Source organism: Streptomyces sp. NPDC096152 (genome assembly GCF_044763235.1).
Taxonomy (GTDB): domain Bacteria; phylum Actinomycetota; class Actinomycetes; order Streptomycetales; family Streptomycetaceae; genus Streptomyces.
Genome location: NZ_JBIWFW010000003.1, coordinates 427854 through 447501 on the forward strand (window position 1 = coordinate 427854; position 19648 = coordinate 447501).

Annotated in this window: 19 protein-coding genes; 7 read left to right on the forward strand and 12 right to left on the reverse strand. The window is 72.4% G+C overall.

Going from position 1 to position 19648, the window contains the following annotated elements; genetic code table 11:
* Window positions 1-10: 10 nt before the first annotated feature.
* The 6 genes from ACIQ9G_RS12160 to ACIQ9G_RS12185 all read right to left on the reverse strand — a co-directional run bounded on the left by ACIQ9G_RS12160 (window position 11) and on the right by ACIQ9G_RS12185 (window position 5126).
* On the reverse strand, window positions 11-1348 hold the full coding sequence (locus ACIQ9G_RS12160; protein WP_403608382.1) for a CpaF family protein: 1338 nt from the start codon (window positions 1346-1348) through the stop codon (window positions 11-13).
* Window positions 1349-1377: 29 nt separating this feature from the next.
* Window positions 1378-1824 carry a TadE/TadG family type IV pilus assembly protein gene (locus ACIQ9G_RS12165; RefSeq protein ID WP_403608383.1) on the reverse strand — a complete coding sequence of 149 codons (447 nt, stop codon included), beginning with the start codon at window positions 1822-1824 and terminating at the stop codon, window positions 1378-1380.
* A 1-nt stretch (window position 1825) separates the two neighbouring features.
* Complete coding sequence (locus tag ACIQ9G_RS12170) at window positions 1826-2230, reverse strand: TadE/TadG family type IV pilus assembly protein (RefSeq protein WP_403608384.1); 405 nt, start codon at window positions 2228-2230, stop codon at window positions 1826-1828.
* Window positions 2230-3474 carry a CpaE family protein gene (locus tag ACIQ9G_RS12175; protein ID WP_403608385.1) on the reverse strand — a complete coding sequence of 415 codons (1245 nt, stop codon included), beginning with the start codon at window positions 3472-3474 and terminating at the stop codon, window positions 2230-2232. Before ACIQ9G_RS12175 ends, ACIQ9G_RS12170 begins: the two co-directional genes overlap by 1 nt.
* A gap of 9 nt (window positions 3475-3483) precedes the next feature.
* Window positions 3484-4191 carry a Flp pilus assembly protein CpaB gene (cpaB, locus tag ACIQ9G_RS12180; protein WP_356189528.1) on the reverse strand — a complete coding sequence of 236 codons (708 nt, stop codon included), beginning with the start codon at window positions 4189-4191 and terminating at the stop codon, window positions 3484-3486.
* A 125-nt stretch (window positions 4192-4316) separates the two neighbouring features.
* Window positions 4317-5126, reverse strand: a complete 810-nt coding sequence (locus ACIQ9G_RS12185; RefSeq protein ID WP_403608810.1) for a hypothetical protein — start codon at window positions 5124-5126, stop codon at window positions 4317-4319.
* A 363-nt stretch (window positions 5127-5489) separates the two neighbouring features.
* On the opposite strand from ACIQ9G_RS12185, the gene ACIQ9G_RS12190 reads away from it, so the two are divergent.
* The 5 genes from ACIQ9G_RS12190 to ACIQ9G_RS12210 all read left to right on the forward strand — a co-directional run bounded on the left by ACIQ9G_RS12190 (window position 5490) and on the right by ACIQ9G_RS12210 (window position 10507).
* Window positions 5490-7088 carry a hypothetical protein gene (locus ACIQ9G_RS12190; protein ID WP_403608386.1) on the forward strand — a complete coding sequence of 533 codons (1599 nt, stop codon included), beginning with the start codon at window positions 5490-5492 and terminating at the stop codon, window positions 7086-7088.
* Between the two features lie 55 nt (window positions 7089-7143).
* Window positions 7144-7722 (forward strand): hypothetical protein, encoded by a 579-nt coding sequence (locus ACIQ9G_RS12195; RefSeq protein WP_403608387.1) that lies wholly within the window; start codon window positions 7144-7146, stop codon window positions 7720-7722.
* A complete protein-coding gene (locus tag ACIQ9G_RS12200; protein WP_403608388.1) occupies window positions 7722-8153 on the forward strand; it encodes a DUF3592 domain-containing protein in 432 nt (143 codons plus the stop codon). Before ACIQ9G_RS12195 ends, ACIQ9G_RS12200 begins: the two co-directional genes overlap by 1 nt.
* The gene (locus ACIQ9G_RS12205) at window positions 8153-8596 is read left to right on the forward strand and encodes a hypothetical protein (RefSeq protein ID WP_403608389.1); all 444 of its coding nucleotides are present in this window, start codon (window positions 8153-8155) and stop codon (window positions 8594-8596) included. Before ACIQ9G_RS12200 ends, ACIQ9G_RS12205 begins: the two co-directional genes overlap by 1 nt.
* A gap of 216 nt (window positions 8597-8812) precedes the next feature.
* Window positions 8813-10507: a chitinase gene (locus tag ACIQ9G_RS12210; protein WP_403608390.1), complete on the forward strand. Its 1695-nt coding sequence runs from the start codon at window positions 8813-8815 to the stop codon at window positions 10505-10507.
* Between the two features lie 116 nt (window positions 10508-10623).
* Here ACIQ9G_RS12210 and ACIQ9G_RS12215 read toward each other — a convergent pair whose 3' ends face one another.
* From ACIQ9G_RS12215 to ACIQ9G_RS12235, 5 genes are all read right to left on the reverse strand, one after another.
* Complete coding sequence (locus ACIQ9G_RS12215) at window positions 10624-11286, reverse strand: hypothetical protein (protein ID WP_403608391.1); 663 nt, start codon at window positions 11284-11286, stop codon at window positions 10624-10626.
* Window positions 11287-11407: 121 nt separating this feature from the next.
* Window positions 11408-12883, reverse strand: a complete 1476-nt coding sequence (locus ACIQ9G_RS12220; protein ID WP_403608392.1) for a GntP family permease — start codon at window positions 12881-12883, stop codon at window positions 11408-11410.
* A gap of 135 nt (window positions 12884-13018) precedes the next feature.
* Complete coding sequence (locus ACIQ9G_RS12225; protein WP_403608393.1) at window positions 13019-13429, reverse strand: RidA family protein; 411 nt, start codon at window positions 13427-13429, stop codon at window positions 13019-13021.
* Complete coding sequence (locus ACIQ9G_RS12230) at window positions 13426-14199, reverse strand: IclR family transcriptional regulator (protein ID WP_403608394.1); 774 nt, start codon at window positions 14197-14199, stop codon at window positions 13426-13428. The genes ACIQ9G_RS12225 and ACIQ9G_RS12230 overlap by 4 nt, the downstream gene beginning before the upstream one ends.
* Window positions 14196-15275, reverse strand: coding sequence for a sugar kinase (locus ACIQ9G_RS12235; protein ID WP_403608395.1), 1080 nt, complete (start codon window positions 15273-15275; stop codon window positions 14196-14198). Before ACIQ9G_RS12235 ends, ACIQ9G_RS12230 begins: the two co-directional genes overlap by 4 nt.
* A gap of 134 nt (window positions 15276-15409) precedes the next feature.
* On the opposite strand from ACIQ9G_RS12235, the gene ACIQ9G_RS12240 reads away from it, so the two are divergent.
* Both ACIQ9G_RS12240 and ACIQ9G_RS12245 read left to right on the forward strand, forming a co-directional pair.
* Window positions 15410-16675 (forward strand): amino acid deaminase, encoded by a 1266-nt coding sequence (locus ACIQ9G_RS12240; protein WP_403608396.1) that lies wholly within the window; start codon window positions 15410-15412, stop codon window positions 16673-16675.
* 10 nt (window positions 16676-16685) lie between these two features.
* Window positions 16686-18335: an amidohydrolase family protein gene (locus ACIQ9G_RS12245; RefSeq protein ID WP_403608397.1), complete on the forward strand. Its 1650-nt coding sequence runs from the start codon at window positions 16686-16688 to the stop codon at window positions 18333-18335.
* 354 nt (window positions 18336-18689) lie between these two features.
* Here ACIQ9G_RS12245 and ACIQ9G_RS12250 read toward each other — a convergent pair whose 3' ends face one another.
* Window positions 18690-19556, reverse strand: a complete 867-nt coding sequence (locus ACIQ9G_RS12250) for a serine protease (RefSeq protein WP_403608398.1) — start codon at window positions 19554-19556, stop codon at window positions 18690-18692.
* Window positions 19557-19648: the final 92 nt, after the last annotated feature.

Below are 19648 nucleotides of genomic sequence, written 5' to 3' on the forward strand. Positions count from 1 at the left end.
GGACGGGTTCCTACCTGGCTTCTCGGGTGGCGAGCTGGTCTGCGGAGTGGGCGACGCCGAAGGCCTGGGGGATGGGCTGGCCGGCCATGTAGAGGCGGTCGGCGGTGCGGCGCGGCAGCGGGTAGTACTCGAAGGTCCCGTGGACCCGGCCGTCGGCGGTCATGGGCAGCGCGGCGAAACGGGCCACGGTGGCCAGCCGGTACGCCTCGCCGCCGTGGCTGTCGAGCAGCGCGATCTCGGTGACGCGGCGGGCGCCGTCGGCGAACCGGGTGAGCTGGACGATGACGTCGACGGCGCTGTTGATCTGGTCGTGCAGGGCCACGAAGGGGATCTCCACGTCGGACATGGAGGCCAGGGTCTGCAGGCGCATCAGCGCGTCCTCGGCGCTGTTGGCGTGCACGGTGGCGAGGGAGCCGTCGTGGCCGGTCGACATCGCCTGGAGCATGTCCAGCGACTCGCCGCCGCGGACCTCACCGACGACGATGCGGTCGGGGCGCATACGCAGCGAGTTGCGCACCAGGTCGCGGATGCTGACCTGGCCCCGGCCCTCCACGTTGGGCGGCCGGGACTCCAGCCGGATCACGTGCGACTGCTGGAGCTGGAGTTCGGCGGAGTCCTCGATGGTGATGATGCGCTCGCCCTCCGGGATGAGGCCGGACAGGGCGTTGAGCAGCGTGGTCTTCCCGGTGCCGGTGGCCCCCGAGACGATGACGTTGAACTTCGCCTGCACCAGCCCGGCGAGCAGGTACAGCATGTGCTCGTCCAGCGAGCCGAAGCCGATGAGTTCCTGGAGTGTGAAGGAGCGCGGGAAGCGGCGGATGGTGAGGATGGGGCCGGTGAGCGACAGCGGCGGGATGATGACGTTGACGCGCTCGCCGGAGGGGAGGCGGGCGTCGACCATCGGATTGGACTCGTCCACACGGCGGTTGACGGTCGAGACGATCCGCTCGATGGTCTGCATCAGCTGGTCGTGGGAGGCGAAGCGGAGCGGGAGTTGTTCGACCCGGCCGCCGCGCTCGACGAAGATCGCGTCGGGGCCGTTCACCATGATCTCGGTGATGGAGGCGTCCTCCAGGAGCGGTTCGAGGATGCCGAGGCCGAGGGCCTCGTCGACCACCCGGCGGATCAGCTGCGAGCGCTCGACGGTCGACAGGACCGGGCCCTCGCGGCTGATGATGTGCCCGAGCACCCGCTCCAGCCGCACCCGGCGCTCGGCGGCGGCCAGCGAACTCATCTCCGCGAGGTCGATCTCCTCCAGGAGCTTCGCCCGGTAGGAGGCGACCAGGTGACCGTCCTCGCCCCGACTGCTCTTCTCCTCGGGTGCGTTGATGCGTGCGCGGAGGCTCATGGGTCCTGCTTCCTCGGTCCGTTCCTCGTTCAGTGGTCGAGCGGCATGGTGGCGCGCTTGCGGGCGGGGCCGAAGTCCCAGCCGGGGACGACGGACGGGATGGTCACCGTCGCGGTGACGGTGACCGTGTCGCCGCCGGGGGCCTCCCCGCAGCTCGTGCGGCCGGCCAGCCAGTCGGCCACCGCCTCCTGGCAGCCCGCTTGCGCGCCCATGCGGAGCGAGGCCGCGCGGGCCCCGGCCCGGGCCGCCGTGCCCGCCTGCTGTGCGGTGTAGGCGATCAGCCCGATCTGGACGACGGCCATGGCGACGATCATCAGGATCGGGACGAACCCGAGGTACTCGAGGGCGGCCTGCCCGCGGTCGCGCCGTCCGCGGTCGTGCCGCGTGCGGTCGCGCCACCCGCGCTCGGGCCGCCCGCGGTCCTCCCATCCGCGGTCGTGCCGCCCGCGCTCGTGCCACCTGCGCTGGTACGCCATGTCACTTCGCCTCCTCGACTGCGCCCGCGTGTCCGTGGATCCTCGGGAAGGGGAAGCCCACCGACCCGGGGAAGAGGACGGGCACCTCCAGATAGACGTCGGCCGTGACGTACCCGCCCGCGCCCGAGCGGCAGTCGATGTCGCCGCCCTGCCATGCGCTCGGCAGGTCCCGCCTGCCCTCCCGTTCGCACGCCGCCTGCCGGTCCTGAGCCGCCGTTCCCGCCCGTACGGCTTCGTCGGCAGCATTACCCGCGAGCGTGAACGTGTATCCCACCAGTACGGCCTGCCACAGCAGCACCAGCGTGATGATGATCGTCGGCAGCATCCCGAGGAACTCGACGGCGACCTGCCCGCTGTCCGAACGCAGCCGCGGTCGTCGTCTCAAGGCGATCCCCAGCACCGTCATCACCCTCCCCCTGCCTCTCTGCGCCGCCGGAAGCTCACCGCTCCCCGGCCGCCGCCCTTCTGCGTGCCGTCGGGCACCTTGACGAGTCCGAGCTCGCCCGCGAGGCCCCACAGGGCCTGTTTGACCACGCTCCTGCTGTCCAGTTCGTGGATGCGCCCGGCGTCCACCGCGCCTTGAAGCTCCTTGAAGTTGGCGGGGATCGCCGTGCCGGCCACCGCCGCGCCGGTGATCCGCTGGATGAGCGGCGGCTGGATCTCCGTACCGCGGGTGTGGCGGTTGACCACCACGGTCGTCTCCTCGGCCTTGCGGATCTGCAGCCGGTCCCACATCCGTACCGTGCGCTTGGCGGCGCGGACCGCGACCACGTCCGGGGTGGTCACCAGCAGGGCCGTGTCGGCCATCTCGACGGCGGCCGCGCCCGCGCCGCTCATCTGGGCGCCGCAGTCGAGGACGACGACCTCGTAGCGGGAGCGCAGGGCGCTGACGATCTGGCGGGCGGCGCGGTCGGTGACCTCCTCGCCGCGTTCGCCCTCCCCGGGGGCGAGCAGCAGCGCGACACCGGTGTCGTGCCGGAAGACGGCGTCGGCCAGGACGCGCGGCGAGATGTCGGTGATGGCGGCCAGGTCCACCACCGAGCGGCGGAACTGGACGTCGAGGTAGGAGGCGACGTCCCCGGCCTGGAGGTCCATGTCGACCAGGGCGGTGCTGTGCCCGGAGGCCTGGGCGGCGAGGGCGAGCTGGATGGCGGCCAGCGTGGCGCCCACCCCGCCCTTGGCGCCGCTGACGGTCACCACCCGGCCGCCGACACCGCTGAACACGTCGCTGCCGTGGCCGAGGTGGCGCCGGACGCCCACCGACCACTGGGCAACCGCCTGGACCCGGCTGACGAGTTCCTCGTAGCTCAGGGGCAGGGCCACCAGGCCGCGGGCGCCGGAGTCCATGGCCGCGGAGAAGAGGCCGGGGCTCGCGTCGGAGGTGACGAGGATGACCCCGACGGCCGGGAAGCGCAGGGCGACTTCGCGGATCAGTTCCAGGGCCGGCACCGGGCCGATCCGCTCGTGCACCACCACGATCTCGGGCAGTTCGTCGACGGACTCGGCGGCCAGCCGTGCCAGGGTGTCGATGAGCTGGGTCGAGTCGGCGACCGGGGACACCGGCTCCGCGTCGGGGAGCTGGCTGAGCAGTGTCGTGATGGACCGGACCGCGTCCGCGTCACCGACTGCCGGGAGGATCCTGGTGGGCATGCGGGCCTCTCACTTGTCGTTCGCGAGTTCGTAGGTCCGGTCCTTGGCCGGGACGCTGGTGTCGCTGCCGGGGGCGACCAGCGCGAGCCGGACCCGCTGGGCGAAGGACTCGGCGTAGGTGATGCGCTGGGCGTCGATGGTGGTCAGCGCGAACGTGATGGGCACCGCGTCGGTGGGCTGCTGGTTCTTGTTGCCGGCGTCGGGCTCCAGGGCGGTGATCCGGCCGACGTCGAGCACCTTGGCGTTGGTGACGATGATCTTGGACTGGGCGGGGTCGCCCTCACGCTGTCCGTCGAAGGTGGCGTACACGTTGACCGTGGAGCCCGGCGTGATCTTGCCGGCCACGCCGGTCGCCGCGTCGATCATGATCGCGACCTCCTGCTGCCCCGGCTGCAGGGCGGGCTGGTTCACGATCATGTCGCTCTGCAGCAGGGAGCCCGCGCGCAGAGTGGTGACCGCGATCTTGCCCTGGATCTGGGCCAGGTCGGTGACGGCGTTCGACGACAGCCACCGCTTGGGCATCTCGATCTTCTCGAACTGGCTGGTGTCCAGCGGCGTGTAGGGCTTCACATCGGTCCTGAGCCGGTACGCCGCGACCTCGGGGCCCACCTTGGACTTGACGTCCCCGATGACGGAGAGCACGCCCGCGAACGCGCCGAAGGCGCAGATGACGGACAGGAGCAGGAGTATCACGCCGCGGCGCTGACGGGAGTTCATGAACCGTGCAACCTCGTTGGGGATTCGGTCGGGCGGAGTCGAGTGGTCTGAGCGGTGTGCGCTGTTCCTCGGGTGTACTCGGTGCCGCCGGGGCTCCGGACGGCCGGTGCTGCGTGGTCCGGGGGCTAGCCGGCGGGGACGGGGCCGTCGTAGGCGGGCGGGGTGGCGGAGCAGAAGACGCAGCGGTCCCCGATGACGTCGATGCCGCACCAGTGGCAGACGCCCTGGCGCACCGAGGTGACCAGTTGGTAGAGGACCGACAGGTCGGGCAGGTAGGTGCAGAACTCGACGAGCTTGCCGGTCCCCCACCAGTTCGCGGACTCGGCGGGCAGCGCGGCCTCCCGCAGCCCCAGCACGTTCCAGGACGGGGCGAGGGTGGCGCTGACCCAGTCCGACTGGAGCTGGCCCTTGGCGACCAGCATCCAGGTGCCGAACTCCGGTCCGTTCAGGGTCGCTTCGGGACCGATCCTGACCAGTTGCGGCGCGGGGTGCGCGACCACGCCGAACTGGCTTCCGGGCACCCAGGACTTGGCGTGCGTCCGCAGGCCGACGGGGACGCGGTCGAGCCGGGTGACGGAGTTGAGAACGGCGCCGGCGTGGACGTAGTGGGTGAGCAGCCGGCCCGCCGAGGCGAGTACGCCGGGGCTGAGGTCGCAGGAGGCGAGCTGACGCAACTGCCGTGCCAGCACGGCGAGTCCGAGCGGCGGCAGGTCCGGGCGGAACAGTGCGATGCGGTCGCTCTCCAGCAGGGAGCGGACGGTGTGCAGCCGTTGTTCCACACCGCTGTCGACGGCCGCGGAGCAGACGACGATCAGGTGTCCGTGCTGGTCGAGCAGCGCCTGCACCTCGGTCAGCGACTGCTCCAGCGGCCGGCGGTCGAGTTCGCGCAGGACGACGGCGGGCACCGTCCGCTCGTCCTGAGCGGGCAGCGCCATGTCGGCACTGGTCACAGCAATGGCAGTTGGCACGCGCAGCTCCCCGTTTCACGCCTGTCGGTACGCCGCCGTTCCCCACGGCACACCGAGTCGACTTCACTGCGTGACTACCTCAGCACTGTATCCACGCCTCTGTGACCGGAGAACAGCGATTCTGTAGCTGCCTGGCAACTCTCCTTGCACAAGACACGTCAAACCAGGGCAGGACGAACATCCCGCGGGACCCAAAAGTATGGGCCCGCGACGCACCGTTGACTCTGGGCCTTCGTTTGGGTCCCCGGGCCCACGCCTGAAGCCCGCTCCCGCTCCTACGCTCGCCGTCCACGCAGGGGCTGTTGGCCGCGAGGCGGGAAGGGGTGCCGTGTGACGGGCGGGGGCGGCATACGGACGTACGGAGCGGGCACGGCCGGGAGACCGGAGCGGGGCGCGCGGCGCCGTGAGCGTCCCTTCGACGACCGCGGCGCGACCGGGACCGAGTACCTCGGGATGATCGTGGTCTCGGTCGCGATCGCGCTCGGCGTCTCCGCCACCGGTGTCGGCCACACCGTCTACGACCGGATCACCGCGGAGATCTGCAAGGTGACCGGCGGCGGCTCCTGCGGGACGGGTGGCGGCGACGCGGGCCGGCCGCTCACCGACGGGGACTACGAGCCGGCCCTGTGCCAGGTGTCGAGCGTGACCGACAAGGCGGGCTCCAAGGCGAAGATCCTGTTCTGGGAGATCGGCAAGGAGTACGGCTTCCAGGAGCAGCACCTCAAGGCGCACACGGACGTCAACCACGACGGCAAGGTCGACGACCGGGACGAACTCGTCTACCTCACCTTCACGGACGCGGCCTCGGTGGCCGCCAAGAAGGACTTCAAGCCCGGTATGAAGGTGGGCAAGTTCGGGATGGACAAGGTGGAGCTGGGCGCCGGGATCAAGGTGACCAACGGCGACACCTGGGTCTTCGAGAGCCCCGAGGAGGCGCGGAGGTTCCGCGACGACATAGAGAAGCTGGAGATGTACCGGATGCGGCGCGAGTCGCCGGGCGGCGCGGACGCGAGCCTGGGCGACAGCATCCTCTACCTCTTCGGCACCGGCCCGCTCAAGGACGAGGAGGAGACGGAGAAGAGGGTGAAGGACCACCTCGGCGACAACCGGAAGATCAGCTACGGCAAGGTGGGGCTGGAGGCCTCCGCGGCCGGCGGTCTGAAGATCTCGGCGGGTGACGAGAAGAAGCTGAGCGCCACGCTCGGCGGCAACTTCAAGTACGCCCCCGACGTCACCTGGACCGACAACGCCTACAAGAACACCAAGTCGTACACGTACTCCTCGTCCATCGAGTACGGCACCAAGGCCGGCTACGAGGCGGGCCCGCTGAGCGGCGACTACTCCGCCTCCACCACGCAGACCGGCACCATCACCGTCACCTACGACAAGACCACCGGCAAACTGATCCGCGTCGACATGACCCGCACCGTCGAGCAGGGCGGCCAGAAGGACGGCGCCAAGGCGGGCGGCGACAACGGGAAGTCCGGCGGCGACAAGCGCGGCGGCGGGGTGAGCGAGAAGGGCACCGACAGCGGCACCGGCATCGAGGTGGTCACCAACTCCGCCAGCTTCGACCCGGGACCGGCGGGCGACCAGGACCGGGCCGTCGCCGAGCGGTGGCTGGACAGCAACAACGAGCAGGTCGCGACGCCCTTCCAGTACATGTTCGACGATCACGCGCCGACCAGGCGCCCCGGTGACGACGACCCCTTCGGTCAACTGATGTTCGACAAGGGCAAGTCGAGCCGGATGACCTACACCGGCGAGGTGAACGCCGCCGAGTACGGCTTCGAGCTGAACCTCGGGCTCAGCCTGGGCCTGTCGATCAGCACCGAGAAGAAGTCGGAGACGCTGACGGACGCGCAGTTCCTGGGCGCCCCCCGGGGAGACAGCCGCGCCTACCTGCCCTACAGCTACTGTGCGAACTGATCGGGATCGGGGAAGAGTCATGCCAGCCGATCACCCCCGACGGGAGCCGCCACCGATGAACACCCGCCGTACCCATGGAGCCGTGCTCACGGGCCTGCTGACCGCCGCCGCCCTGGCCCTGTCCGCCTGCGGGAAGGACGGCTCCGGCACGGCCTCCGTGCCCGACGGCTGGGGGACCCTCGACACCAAGGGCGTCTCGGTGTCGTACCCGAAGGGCCCGCAGGGCTTCACCGAGCAGAGCGCGGCCGGACGCAGCCGGTACAACGCGGCCGCGGCGGTGCGGAAGCGGGACGGCCGGACGGTCTCCGTCATCACCGTGCAACTGGGCTTCACCAAGGCGGACTCGGCCGAGCAGGCCGCCATCGCCGCCGAGGCGGGCATCGAGATGGGGGCGAGGGTCACCGGCGAGAAGGACGTGAAACCGGCCGGCGGCGACGGGGCCAAGCGCGTCGACTTCACCTTCGAGGCCACGGGCGAGGACGGCGGCCCACCCAAGGGCACGCCCGTGGCGGGCGTGATCGTGACGGGCCTGGACTCGCACGGCAGGACCTACGCCGTCCGCGTCGACGCGGCCCGGGGCGCGCTGCCGGCCGCGGACCTGAAGAAGATCGTCGACTCGGTCGAGGTGCACTAGTGGAGGTTCCCGGTGCCGGTTATGTGGTCCTCGGCCTGCTGGTGGCCCTCTTCGGCGCGCTGGCGTGGAAGTACGCCCGGCGGCTGCTGACGGTGGCCCGCGTCCTGCGGCGGGGTGTGCGCACCGGCGGCGAGTGCGTCCGCGTGGAGACGGAGCCGTACCACCGGTCCGACGCCACCCGCCACTGGTTCGCCTTCCACGCCGCCGACGGCACCCGCGTCGAGTTCGAGGACCTGGCGGGCTGGTCGATGACGGAGGGCACCCCGGTCACCGTCACCTACGACCCCAGGGACCCCGGGGGCACGGCGACCGTGGCCGGGCGGGGCAGTTGGTCCCCGGTCCTGCAGGCCCTGGCGCTGACCGCGGGCTGCGGCCTGGCGGCCCTGGGCTTCTCGACGGTGCTGGTGTACCAGGCCGTGGGCGGCCGGTGATGGCGCGCCAGGGCTACGGAACGCCCGCCGCCGCCGGTCCCGGACCGCTGCTGTCCCTGGTGCGGTCCTGGGCGGCGGGCGTGGTCGTGCTGGTGGTCACGGAGTACGTCCAGATGTCGCTGCTGTACGCGCATCTGGTCGGCCCGCGGGGCGTGGGGTCGTTCGGCGCGGCCCTGCTGCTGGTGCATCTGCCGAACCTGGCCTGCGTCACGCTCGCCGTGTGGGCGGCGGCACGGGTGCATCCGGAGCCGTGGCGGGAGGTACCGGTGCGGCACGCGGCGGCCGCGTGCGCGGTGCCCGCGGCCGCCCAGGTGCTGACGCTGTCGCTGCGGTGGGAGCGCACCGGGTTCGGGTCCCTCGCCTTCTGGATGTCCACGGCGGTGCTGCTGACGGGGTGTGCGGCGGGGCTGCTCCTCGACCGGTGGCGGGAGGCGGGGGCGTAGGGGTCCGGCGCAGGGGAGCGATCCCAAGGGGTGTACCGGGCAGGGGGGTTGAGTTGGACCGGCGATGACCTGCAAGTTGGTCTGGACCTCTTGACAAGTCAATTGGTCTGGACCAACTTGTACGACCAGGACGACCTGACGGTGGCCACCGCCCGCTGCTCCTCCCCCTCCTCTCCCCTCTCCCCCACGGAGGCCCCAGTGGACCGCGTTCCAGCCATGCCCGGACGCAGACGGCTTCTGCGCGTCTGGTCGGGAGCCGTCACCGCGGCCCTCGCCCTCGCCCTCACCGGCGGCGGCCAGGCGTCGGCGGCGGACGTCGACAACGCCAGGAACCCCGGCTTCGAGTCGGGCCTCGGAGACTGGACGTGCTCGGCCGGCAGCGGCACGACCGTCTCCTCACCGGTGCACAGCGGCTCGGCCGCCCTGAAGGCGGCACCGGCGGGGCAGGACAACGCCCGGTGCGCCCAGACGGTCGCGGTGCGGCCCGGCGCCACGTACACGCTGAGCGCCTGGGTGCGGGGCGGGTACGCCTATCTCGGCGCGACCGGCACGGGCACCACGGACGTGTCCACGTGGACCCCGGACACGGCGGCCTGGAAGCAGTTGTCGACGACCTTCACCACGGGCGCGTCGACGACGTCGGTGACCGTGTACCTGCACGGCTGGTACGGCCAGGCGGCGTACTACGCGGACGACGTGTCGGTCTTCGGGCCCGACGGCGGCGGGGGCGGCGACCCCGCTCCGGGCGTCCCGTCGGCACCTGGCGGCCTGGCGGTGACCGGCACCACCTCGTCGTCCGTCTCGCTGTCCTGGAACACGGTCCCGGGCGCCACCGGCTACAACGTCTACCGCGACGGCACCGAGGTGACGGCGGTGACCGGCACCTCGGCCACGGCGACCGGCCTGTCCGCCGCCACCTCGTACTCCTTCCAGGTCACCGCGGCCAACTCGGCGGGCGAGTCGGCGAAGTCCGCCACCGTGACCGGCACGACGGCGGCCTCCGGCGGCGGGGGCGGCGGGACCGGGGTCCCGAAGCACGCGGTGACCGGCTACTGGCAGAACTTCGACAACGGAGCCACGGTCCAGAGGATCTCGGACGTCCCCGCCCAGTACGACATCATCGCGGTGGCCTTCGCGGACGCGACGGCCACGCCGGGCGCGGTCTCCTTCACGCTGGACTCCGCGGGCCTCGGCGGCTACACGGCCGACCAGTTCAAGGCGGACATCAGAGCCCGGCAGGCGGCGGGCAAGAAGGTCGTCGTCTCGGTCGGCGGCCAGAACGGCACCGTGTCGGTGAGCGATCCGGCGTCGGCGGCGAACTTCGCCGACTCGGTCCACTCGCTGATGCGGACCTACGGCTTCGACGGCGTCGACATCGACCTGGAGAACGGCCTGAACGCGACGTACATGACGCAGGCGCTGCGGGCCCTGTCGGCGAAGGCGGGCCCCTCGCTCGTCATCACGATGGCGCCGCAGACCATCGACATGCAGTCGACGTCGAACCCCTACTTCCAGACGGCCCTGAACATCAAGGACATCCTCACCGTCGTCAACATGCAGTACTACAACAGCGGTTCCATGCTGGGCTGCGACGGCAAGGTCTACAGCCAGGGCTCGGTCGACTTCCTGACGGCCCTGGCCTGCATCCAGCTGGAGGGCGGCCTGGCCCCGTCCCAGGTGGGCCTCGGCCTGCCTGCCTCCACCAGAGGGGCCGGCAGCGGCTACGTGTCGCCGACGGTGGTGAACAACGCCCTCGACTGCCTGACCAAGGGCGCCGGCTGCGGCACCTTCAGACCCTCGCGGACGTACCCGGACCTGCGGGGCGCGATGACCTGGTCGACCAACTGGGACGCCGCGTCGGGCAATGCCTGGTCGAACGCGGTGGGCCCGCACGTGCACGCACTGCCGTGACCCGGGCCCCGTCGTCGGCGTACCGCGGCTAGGGCCTTTCTTTCGGATCAGGCCGGCTCCGGGCGACGGTGCCTTCTGAGGTGCCCGCGACCCCGGCAAGATCCGAAAGAGAGGCCCTACGCCTCCTGGCCGGCGGGCTCGGCCTCGGCGTCCTTGGGCTGCTCGCCGTCCTTGGGCTGCTCGCCGTCCTTGGGCTGCTCGCCGTCCGGGGCCTGCTCGCCGTCCCGGCCCCGCTCGCCGTGCTCGCCGTCCTCGAAGAAGGCGTCGAGCACCGCGTCCAGTCGCGCCTCCCACTCCGGGAAGCGGCTCCTGGCCGTCGCCTCGATCTCGATCGGGTACCAGCGGCGGTCGGGGGTGTGCACGGTGACGGTGAACCGCTTGCCGAAGCGCGGCGTCGCCGTCTCGACGGCGCCGATCTCGTCCCAGCGGAACTCGCACTCCTGGTCGTCGAGGGTGAGCCGTACGCCCCTGCCGTCGGCGACGATTCTCGCGCGGCGGTCGGACGCCTCGAAGACGGGACCCTCGGGGGCCGCCTCCGGCTCGGCGGAGGCCCCCGAGGGCGCCTCGGCGGAATCCTCGGCGGACGCCTCGGCGGACTCGGCCCGTTCCGGGGCCGCGCCCTCGCCGGGGGCGGTCTCCTCCGCGGCCTTCTCCCCGGGCCGCACCGGCCCGGTGTCCTCCGGCTCCGCCGAAGCGGGCGAGGAGAGCCCGGGGATGAAGGCCGGGTCGAATCCGGCGCCCTCGAGGGGCTGGCTGCTCGAACCTATGCGCTGCTCCACGCGGGAAGTATGGACGATGTCCCTGTGCGGGGAACAGCCAACCCTCCTCCCACGGCTCTCACCTCGGCCACAGCCGTGACCCGCGGCCCCGGGCGGCCGCGGGTCACGTCCGCGTCCCGGTCTACACGAAGACGCTCAGCACCGCCGCCACCGCGAACCCGACCACCGACAGCACGCTCTCCAGCACCGTCCAGGTCTTCAGGGTGTCGCGCTCGCTGATGCCGAAGTACTTGGCGACCATCCAGAAGCCGCCGTCGTTGACGTGCGAGGCGAAGATCGAGCCGGCCGAGATGGCCATGATGACGAGGGCGACGAAGGCCTGCGAGTGGTGGCCCTCGGCCAGCAGCGGCGCCACGATGCCCGCCGTGGTCACGATCGCGACCGTGGCCGATCCCTGGGCCACCCGCAGCACCACGGAGATCAGGTACGCCAGCACGATCACCGGCAGGCCGACGCCGTTGAAGGTGTCCGACAGCGCCTGCGCGACCCCGCTCGCCTTGAGCACGGCGCCGAAGACGCCGCCCGCGCCGACCACCAGCAGGATGTTGCCGACCGGCTTCAGCGAGGAGGTCGACACCGTCTCCAGGGACTTGCGGGACCAGCCGCGGCGGATGCCGAGCAGGTAGTAGGCGAGGAGCAGGGCGATGGTGAGGGCCACGAACGGGTGGCCGAAGAACTCGACGACCGAGCGGAGGGTGGAGGGGTCGAGGGCGATCGAGGAGAAGGTCGCGGCGAGGATGAGCACCAGCGGCGTACCGATGATGCCGAGGACGGTGGCCAGCGGCACCGGCTTCTCGCGCGGTTCGACGCCCGCCGCGCGCTGCTCCTCGAGCACGGCGCGCCTGGCCTCGTCCGACGCCTCGACCATGTCCTGCGGCACGTCGACGAAGATGCGCCGGCCGATCCAGGCGGAGAACACCCAGGCGGCGAGCACCGCGGGGATGCCGCAGACGATGCCCATGAGGACGACCCAGCCGAGCTGCACGTGCAGCAGTCCCGCGGCGGCGACCGGGCCGGGGTGCGGGGGCAGGAAGGCGTGGGTCATGGACAGGCCCGCCAGCAGGGGCAGGCAGTAGAGCAGGATCGATTTGCCGGATCGCTTGGCGGCGGCGTAGACGAGGGGTGCCAGGACGAAGATGCCGACGTCGAAGAAGACGGGGATGCCGAAGATCAGGCCGGTCAGGCCCATGGCGAGCGGGGCCCGGCGTTCGCCGAAGAGACCCAGCAGCCGGGACGCCAGCACCTCGGCGCCGCCGCTGACTTCGAGGATCGCGCCGAGCATGGTGCCCAGGCCGATGATGATCGCGACATGGCCGAGGATGCCGCCCATGCCTGCCTCGATGGTGGAGACCGCGTCGGAACGCTGGACGGTGCCGAAGAGTTCGGTGACCGACAGGCCGGCCAGCAGGCCGACGGCTATGGAGACGGCGAGCAACGCGACGAAGGGCTGGAGCCTCGCCTTGATGATCAGGAACAGCAGCAGGGCGATGCCGAGGGCGGCGACCAGCAGCAGCCCGGCGGTGCCGTCGACGAGGAGGAGCAGGCCACCGGTGTGCGGTGGCGCGGGCGGCGCGGGGGCGGCGAGCGGGAGGGACATACGGGGGTCCTCTGGCTAAGTACATGGAGCTTTCGGGCAGGGCGGAGCGCGGCACGGCACCCCAGGGGGTCGGGGGCGCCGCGCCGAGCGGACGTGCGGAGTGCGGGGGGGTGGGGGTGAGAGACCGTCAGCGGCTCAGCCCAGTACGGCGAGCGCGTCGATCTCGATGAGGAGCCCGGCGGGGAGACCGACGTAGACGGTCGTGCGCGCGGCGGGCGGCTGGGTGAGGCCCTGCTCCTCGAAGTAGGCGTTGTAGAGCGCGTTCATCTCGGCGAAGTGGTCCACCTCGGTCAGATAGACGCGGATCATCATCACGTCGTCCCAGGTGGCGCCGCCCTCCTCCAGGATCGCCTTGACGTTGGCGAGGGTCTGGAGGGTCTGCTCGCGCAGGGTGGGCCCGGCGGGCGTGGGCGGCTTGCCCTCCTCGGCGGGCAGGAAGCCGACCTGGCCGGCCACCTGGAGGATGTTCCCCTTGCGGACACCGTGCGAGAACTTCGCGGGCGGGACGGTGTGGGTCTTCGGTGTGAGCGCGGTCTTCTCGGTCATTCGGTGTCCCTGTCTGGGGTCGGTACGGGGGTCCTGCCGGAGTACTCGCCGCTGATGGCGTCCGCGGTACGGCGCACCAGCGGGAGCAGGGCGAGGAGTTCGTCGGCGGTGACGACGACGTTCGGCGCGGAGACCGACATCGCGGCGGCCACCCGGCCGTCGGCGCCGCGGACGGGGGCCGCGACGCAGTTGATGGACTCCTCGTGGCCGCCGAGGTCGGTGGCCCAGCCCTGCTCGCGCACCTTCTCCAGCTCACGCAGGAAGGCGGCGGCGTTGGGCGTCGAACGGGGCGTGTAGGAGGGGTAGTCGAGCCGCTCCGCGACGGCGCGGCGCTCGGCCTCGGGCAGGTCGGCGAGCAGCAGTTTCGCCACGGCCGCGACGGTGATGGCGACCGGTTTGCCGATCCGGGAGTACATGCGCACCGGGTAGCGGCTCTCGACCTTGTCGATGTAGAGGACCTCGTTCTCCTCGTACACGGCGAGGTGGACGGTGTGGCCGCAGCTCTCGTTGAGGCGGACCAGGTGGGGGTGGGCGATCTCGCGGATGTCGAGGTTCTCCATCGCCTCCTGGGCGAGGGCGAAGAGCCGGGCGCCGAGGCGGTAGCGCTGGTCGGACTGGCGGTAGACCAGGCCGTGTTCGTGGAGGGTGCGCAGCAGGCGCAGCGCGGTGGACTTGTGCACGCCGAGCCGGTCGGCGACCTGCCCGAGGTCGGCGGGGCCCTCGGCGAGCAGCGGCAGGATGCTCAGCGCGCGGTCGACGGTCTGGCTCATGACGGACGTACCTCCTCCTCGGCCCCCGGAGCGGTGCGCGTCCAGCCGGGGCCGAGTCGCAGTCTCCCCCACGCCCTCTCGTCCAGGGCGGCCAGACGGTCGGCGTGGTCGCGGGCCGGGGGCGCGGCGAGGTCGCCGGGGGCGGTGAGCGCGGCGGCGGCCGTCAGGTGCCCGTGCCGGAGGCGGTCGCGGAGGGGCAGGGCGCGCAGGGTGGCGGAGAGGAACCCGGCGGCGAAGGCGTCCCCGGCGCCCACGTGGGCGACGACGTCGACCTCGGGCGCCCGGACGAACGTCACGGTGCCGTCGCCGTCCGCCGGGCCCGCGGTGGTCCGGCTGAAGGCAGTGGCCCCGGCGCCGCCCTGCTTGACGACGACGACGTCCGGCTCGGGCAGCGCCTCCCGGACGGCCCGGCCGCCGTGCAGCCCCCAGGCCGCGCGCGCCTCGTCGTCCCCGACGAACACGATGTCCGCCCCGCGCGCCAGTTCCAGCAGCACCCGCGGCCCGTCGGCGTCCCGCCACAGTCCGGGGCGGTGGTTGACGTCGAAGGAGACCAGCGGGCGGCCGGGACGGCGGGCGGTCAGCTCGCGCATCAGGTCCAGGCAGCCGGCGGAGAGCGCGGCGGTGATCCCGGACAGGTGCAGGACGCGGCCCGCGCGCACGGCGTCCAGGTCGACGGTGTCCACCGCCATCGCGGAGGCCGCCGATCCCGCCCGGTAGTACGCCACCTCGTGCGCGTCGGTGGCCCGGTCGCCGGCGGTGCGGAAGTAGACGCCGGTCGGCCGCGCCGGGTCTCGCCGTACGGCCGTCACGTCGACGCCGTAGGCGCCGACGGCCTCGATCAGATGGTCGCCGAAGCCGTCCGCGCCGACCCGGCCGACCCAGCGGGCGGAGTGCCCGGCGGCCGCGAGCACGCAGGCCACGTTGGACTCGGCGCCGCCGATGGCCCGCGCGAAGGAGGGGACGTCGGCGAGGCGTCCCGGGCGGGAGGGCAGGAACGTGACCATGGACTCGCCGAGCGCCACGACGTCCACGACGTCCACGGCGCCGGGGCCGTTGCGGGGTCCGGTGGCGGTCACGATGCTCGTAGCTCCTCGGGTTCGGCGGCGGGGGCCTTTTCGTTGACCCCGCGTCGGCCGAGATGTTAGACAGCGCACAACGACATACGCAATGGATGTTGCACATGATGCAACGCACCAGATCAGGAGGCTCCATGGGCACCGAGGCGCTCGCCCGCCTGGCCGAGGAACGTGTCGACCACCGTTTCAAGGGCCTCCCGCCGGACGCCGACGGGCTGACCGTCGGCGAACTGGCCGCCCAGCGCCGCAACCTCTTCACCGGCGGCTTCGCCACACCCGTGCTCGCCCTCTCCGCCGAGCGCCTGGAGCACAACCTGCGCCTCATGGAGACCTACGCCGCCCGGCACGGCCTCGCCTTCGCCCCGCACGGCAAGACCTCCATGGCCCCGCGGCTCTTCCAGCGCCAGATCGAGCACGGCGCCTGGGGCATCACCCTCGCGGTGCCGCACCAGGTGCGGGTGGCGCGGGCCTTCGGCGTCGAGCGGGTCTTCCTCGCCAACGAGGTCGTCGACGCTGCCGCGCTGCGCTGGATCGCCGCCGAACTCGCCGCCGACCCGGCCTTCCGCCTCGTCGCCTACGTCGACTCCGTGCGCGGGGTGGAACTGATGGACGCGGCGCTGCGGGGCGCGGCGCGGCCGGTGGACGTCGTGGTGGAGCTGGCCGCCGGCGAGGGCGCCCGGACCGGTGTGCGCACGGAGGCGGAGTGCGCGGCCGTCGCGGACGCGGTGGCCGCGACGCCGGCCCTGCGGCTGGTCGGTGTCGCCGGGTACGAGGGCGAGGTGCCGCGGGCGGACCCGGAGCGGGTGCGGGCCTGGCTCGGCCGGCTGGTGGCGCTGGCCGTGGACTTCGACAAGGCGGGCCGGTTCGCCGGCCTGGACGAGATCGTCGTCAGCGCGGGCGGCAGCGCCTGGTTCGACGCGGTGGCCGAGGTGTTCGCCGGGATTCCCGAACTCTCCCGCCCCGTGCTGAAGCTGCTGCGCTCCGGCGCCTACGTCTCGCACGACGACGGCCACTACCGGAAGCTGACCCCCTTCAACCGGGTGCCCGAGGAGGGCGCCCTGGAGCCCGCGTTCCGGCTGTGGACGCAGGTCGTCTCGCGGCCCTCCCCCGAGCAGGCCTTCGTCAACGCGGGCAAGCGGGACGCGGCCTACGACCTCGACCTGCCCTTCGCCCAGGTGGTCCGCCGGGACGGCGCCGAGCGCCCGGCCACCGGCATCACCGTCACCGCCCTGTCCGACCAGCACGCCTGGCTGCGCACCGAGCCGGAGGCGGACCTGGCGGTGGGCGACTGGGTGGGCCTCGGGCTGTCCCACCCGTGCACCTCGTTCGACAAGTGGCCGCTGATCCCGCTCGCCGAGGCGGACGGCACGGTCGTCGACTACGTCCGCACGTTCTTCTAGGAGGCGCCGTATGGATCCGGTCGAGCTCGCCGACTTCGCCGACCTCGTCGTCCGGGACGCGGAGGTCGTCGACGGCACCGGCGCGCCCTCCTACCGCGCCGACGTGGCGGTCCGGGGCGGCAGGATCGTGGCGATCGTCAAGGAGGCCGCGGCCGCGGGCTGCCAACGGCCGCGGGCGAGGAGGGAACTGGACGCCGAGGGCCTGGTGCTCTCCCCCGGGTTCATCGACATGCACGCGCACAGCGACCTCGCCCTGCTGCGCGACCCGGACCACAGCGCGAAGGCCGCGCAGGGCGTCACGCTGGAGGTCCTCGGCCAGGACGGGCTGTCGTACGCGCCGGTCGACGAGCGCACGCTGGAGGAGGTGCGCCGTGCCATCACCGGCTGGAACGGGTACGGCGAGGACGTCGACTTCACCTGGCGGTCGGTCGGCGGGTACCTGGACCGGCTCGACCACGGCTTCGGCGGCGAGGGCATCGCCGTCAACGCCGCCTACCTGGTCCCGCAGGGCACGGTCCGCGCGCTAGCCGTCGGCTGGGAGGACCGCCCGGCAACGCCCGGGGAGCTGGCCCGGATGCGGCGGCTGGTCGCCGAGGGACTGGAGCAGGGCGCCGTCGGGCTGTCGTCCGGGCTGACCTACACGCCCGGCATGTACGCGCCGGACGCGGAACTGACCGAGCTGTGCCGGGTGGTGGCCTCCTACGGCGGCTACTACTGCCCGCACCACCGCTCCTACGGCGCGGGCGCGCTGGAGGCGTACGCGGAGATGGTGGCCCTGACCCGGGCGGCGGGCTGCCCGCTGCACCTGGCGCACGCCACCTTGAACTTCGGCCCGAACAACGGCCGGGCGCCCGAGCTGCTGGCGCTGCTGGACGAGGCTCTCGCCGGCGGCGCCGACATCACGCTCGACACCTACCCCTACACCCCCGGCTGCACCACCCTGGCCGCCCTGCTGCCGAGCTGGGCGAGCGAGGGCGGCCCCGATGAGGTGCTCAGGCGGCTCGCGGACGAGGAGACCGCGGCGCGGATCCGTCGTGACCTGGAGGTCACCGGCTCGGACGGCTGCCACGGCGTCCCCGTGGAGTGGGACACGGTCGAGATCTCCGGGGTCTCCGATCCGGCGCTGGCCGAGTACGTCGGCCGCACGGTGCGGGAGTCGGCGGACCGGCGGGGCGAGGAGCCCTGGACGACCGCGCGCCGGCTGCTGGTGGAGGACCGGCTCGGCCCGACGATCCTCCAGCACGTGGGCCACGAGGAGAACGTGCGGGCCATCATGCGCCACCGGATCCACACCGGCGGCTCCGACGGCATCCTGCGGGGCGCCAAGCCGCATCCGCGCGCCTACGGCACCTTCCCGCGCTACCTCGGACGGTACGTGCGGGAGCTGGGCGTGCTGTCGCTGGAAGAGTGCGTCGCACACCTCACGGGGCGTCCGGCGGCCCGGCTGCGCCTGCCGGACCGCGGGCTGGTGCGCGAGGGGTACCGGGCCGACCTGGTCCTCTTCGACCCGGCCACGGTCGCCGCGGGCTCGACGTTCGAGCGGCCGCGGGCGCTGCCGACGGGCATCCCGTACGTGCTGATCGACGGCCGGTTCGTGATCGAGGACGGCCGGCGCACGGACGTACTGGCGGGTCGGGCGGTGCGCCGCACTCCGGCGTGAGCGGCGGGCCGTGCGCCGCACTCGGGCGCGAGGGGCGGGCTGTGCGCCGCACTCGGGCGCGAGGGGCGGGCTGTGCGCCGCACTCGGGCGCGAGGGGCGGGCTGTGCGCCGCACTCGGGTGCGAGGGGCGGGCCGTGCGCCGTACCCCGGCCGGTCCGCCGCGCTCCAGGGGGGCGGGATCGGGCGGTCCGCCTCGCTCCGGTGGGAGGGGAGGCGGACGGTCCGCGTGCTCAGTGGGACGGGAGACGGACGGTCCGCGTCGCTCGGTGGGACGGGAGGCGAACGGTCCGCCGCGTCGCGGTGTGACCGCCCGCCCCTCGCCGGTCCCGGTCCGCGGGTCCCGGTCCGCGGGCCCTACGGCTTGGGCAGGGTGCAGCCGCTCGCGCTCAGGTTCAGCTTGTTGCCGGCGCCGAAGCACGCCGCGATCTGGTACGTCTCCTCGGCGTAGTTGATGCCCTGACGGACGGTCACGTTGCCGCTCTCGTCCACCTCGCACGGGTTGTTGACGGTGCAGGACTCGCCGTCCTCGTTGCCGGTGTTGTTGACGGCGACGACCTTGCCGGTGGCGACGTCGACGACGGGCGAACCGGAGGTGCCGCCGATGGTGTTGCAGGCGGAGGTGTAGCGGACCGAGTCCTTCCAGGTCCAGTCGCCCTCCTTCAGGCGGTAGACGAAGCCGTCGACGTTGCAGCTGTAGATCCGCTTCCAGTAGCCGGAGACGACCTTGATGGCGCTGCCGGCGACCGGGTGGGTGTCGCTCATGGTGAGCGCGTTGATCCCGTACGAGCTCTTGATCTGCGCGTAGCTGCGGGTGAGCTGGTAGATCGTGACGTCCGTGTCCGTCATGGTCGAGTAGGCGACCTTGCTCGCGCGGAGCGTGCCGATCCGGGTGCCGGCCGAGTTGAGCAGACCGAAGGAGCGGCTGGAGGCCTGGTCGACGACGACCTCGCCGGGCGCCGGGAAGCCGGTCTCCAGGCAGTGGCCGTTGGTGAGCACCAGGGCCGGGTCGCTGTCGGCGGAGCCGGGGAAACGGATCACGGAGCCGGAGCAGTTGCTCAGCGAGACGGTGCCCGCGAAGTCGACGGCCTGGATCGCCGGCGCGGTTCTCTTCGTCGTGGTGGCGCGGGCCGGCGCGGCCGTCGTCGGCGCGGCGACCGCGGGTGCCGCTCCCGCCCCGGTGATCACCAGGGTCGCGAGGGTGGCAAGGAGAGGCTTGTTCATGTGGGGGTCCCCTCTTCGGACGCGGGCGACCGGAGATCTTCCGGCCGCCTGTCTTGTCATGCGCATTGTGATGGCGCGAGGGGTGCGCCACA

Coding starts and splice junctions, on each gene's coding strand:
- ACIQ9G_RS12160 (WP_403608382.1), bottom strand. CDS start 1,348: ATGAGCCTCCGCGCACGCATCAACGCACCCGAGGAGAAGAGCAGTCGG.
- ACIQ9G_RS12165 (WP_403608383.1), bottom strand. CDS start 1,824: ATGGCGTACCAGCGCAGGTGGCACGAGCGCGGGCGGCACGACCGCGGA.
- ACIQ9G_RS12170 (WP_403608384.1), bottom strand. CDS start 2,230: ATGACGGTGCTGGGGATCGCCTTGAGACGACGACCGCGGCTGCGTTCG.
- ACIQ9G_RS12175 (WP_403608385.1), bottom strand. CDS start 3,474: ATGCCCACCAGGATCCTCCCGGCAGTCGGTGACGCGGACGCGGTCCGG.
- cpaB (WP_356189528.1), bottom strand. CDS start 4,191: ATGAACTCCCGTCAGCGCCGCGGCGTGATACTCCTGCTCCTGTCCGTC.
- ACIQ9G_RS12185 (WP_403608810.1), bottom strand. CDS start 5,126: ATGGCGCTGCCCGCTCAGGACGAGCGGACGGTGCCCGCCGTCGTCCTG.
- ACIQ9G_RS12195 (WP_403608387.1), top strand. CDS start 7,144: ATGAACACCCGCCGTACCCATGGAGCCGTGCTCACGGGCCTGCTGACC.
- ACIQ9G_RS12205 (WP_403608389.1), top strand. CDS start 8,153: ATGGCGCGCCAGGGCTACGGAACGCCCGCCGCCGCCGGTCCCGGACCG.
- ACIQ9G_RS12210 (WP_403608390.1), top strand. CDS start 8,813: ATGCCCGGACGCAGACGGCTTCTGCGCGTCTGGTCGGGAGCCGTCACC.
- ACIQ9G_RS12220 (WP_403608392.1), bottom strand. CDS start 12,883: ATGTCCCTCCCGCTCGCCGCCCCCGCGCCGCCCGCGCCACCGCACACC.
- ACIQ9G_RS12225 (WP_403608393.1), bottom strand. CDS start 13,429: ATGACCGAGAAGACCGCGCTCACACCGAAGACCCACACCGTCCCGCCC.
- ACIQ9G_RS12230 (WP_403608394.1), bottom strand. CDS start 14,199: ATGAGCCAGACCGTCGACCGCGCGCTGAGCATCCTGCCGCTGCTCGCC.
- ACIQ9G_RS12240 (WP_403608396.1), top strand. CDS start 15,410: ATGGGCACCGAGGCGCTCGCCCGCCTGGCCGAGGAACGTGTCGACCAC.
- ACIQ9G_RS12245 (WP_403608397.1), top strand. CDS start 16,686: ATGGATCCGGTCGAGCTCGCCGACTTCGCCGACCTCGTCGTCCGGGAC.
- ACIQ9G_RS12250 (WP_403608398.1), bottom strand. CDS start 19,556: ATGAACAAGCCTCTCCTTGCCACCCTCGCGACCCTGGTGATCACCGGG.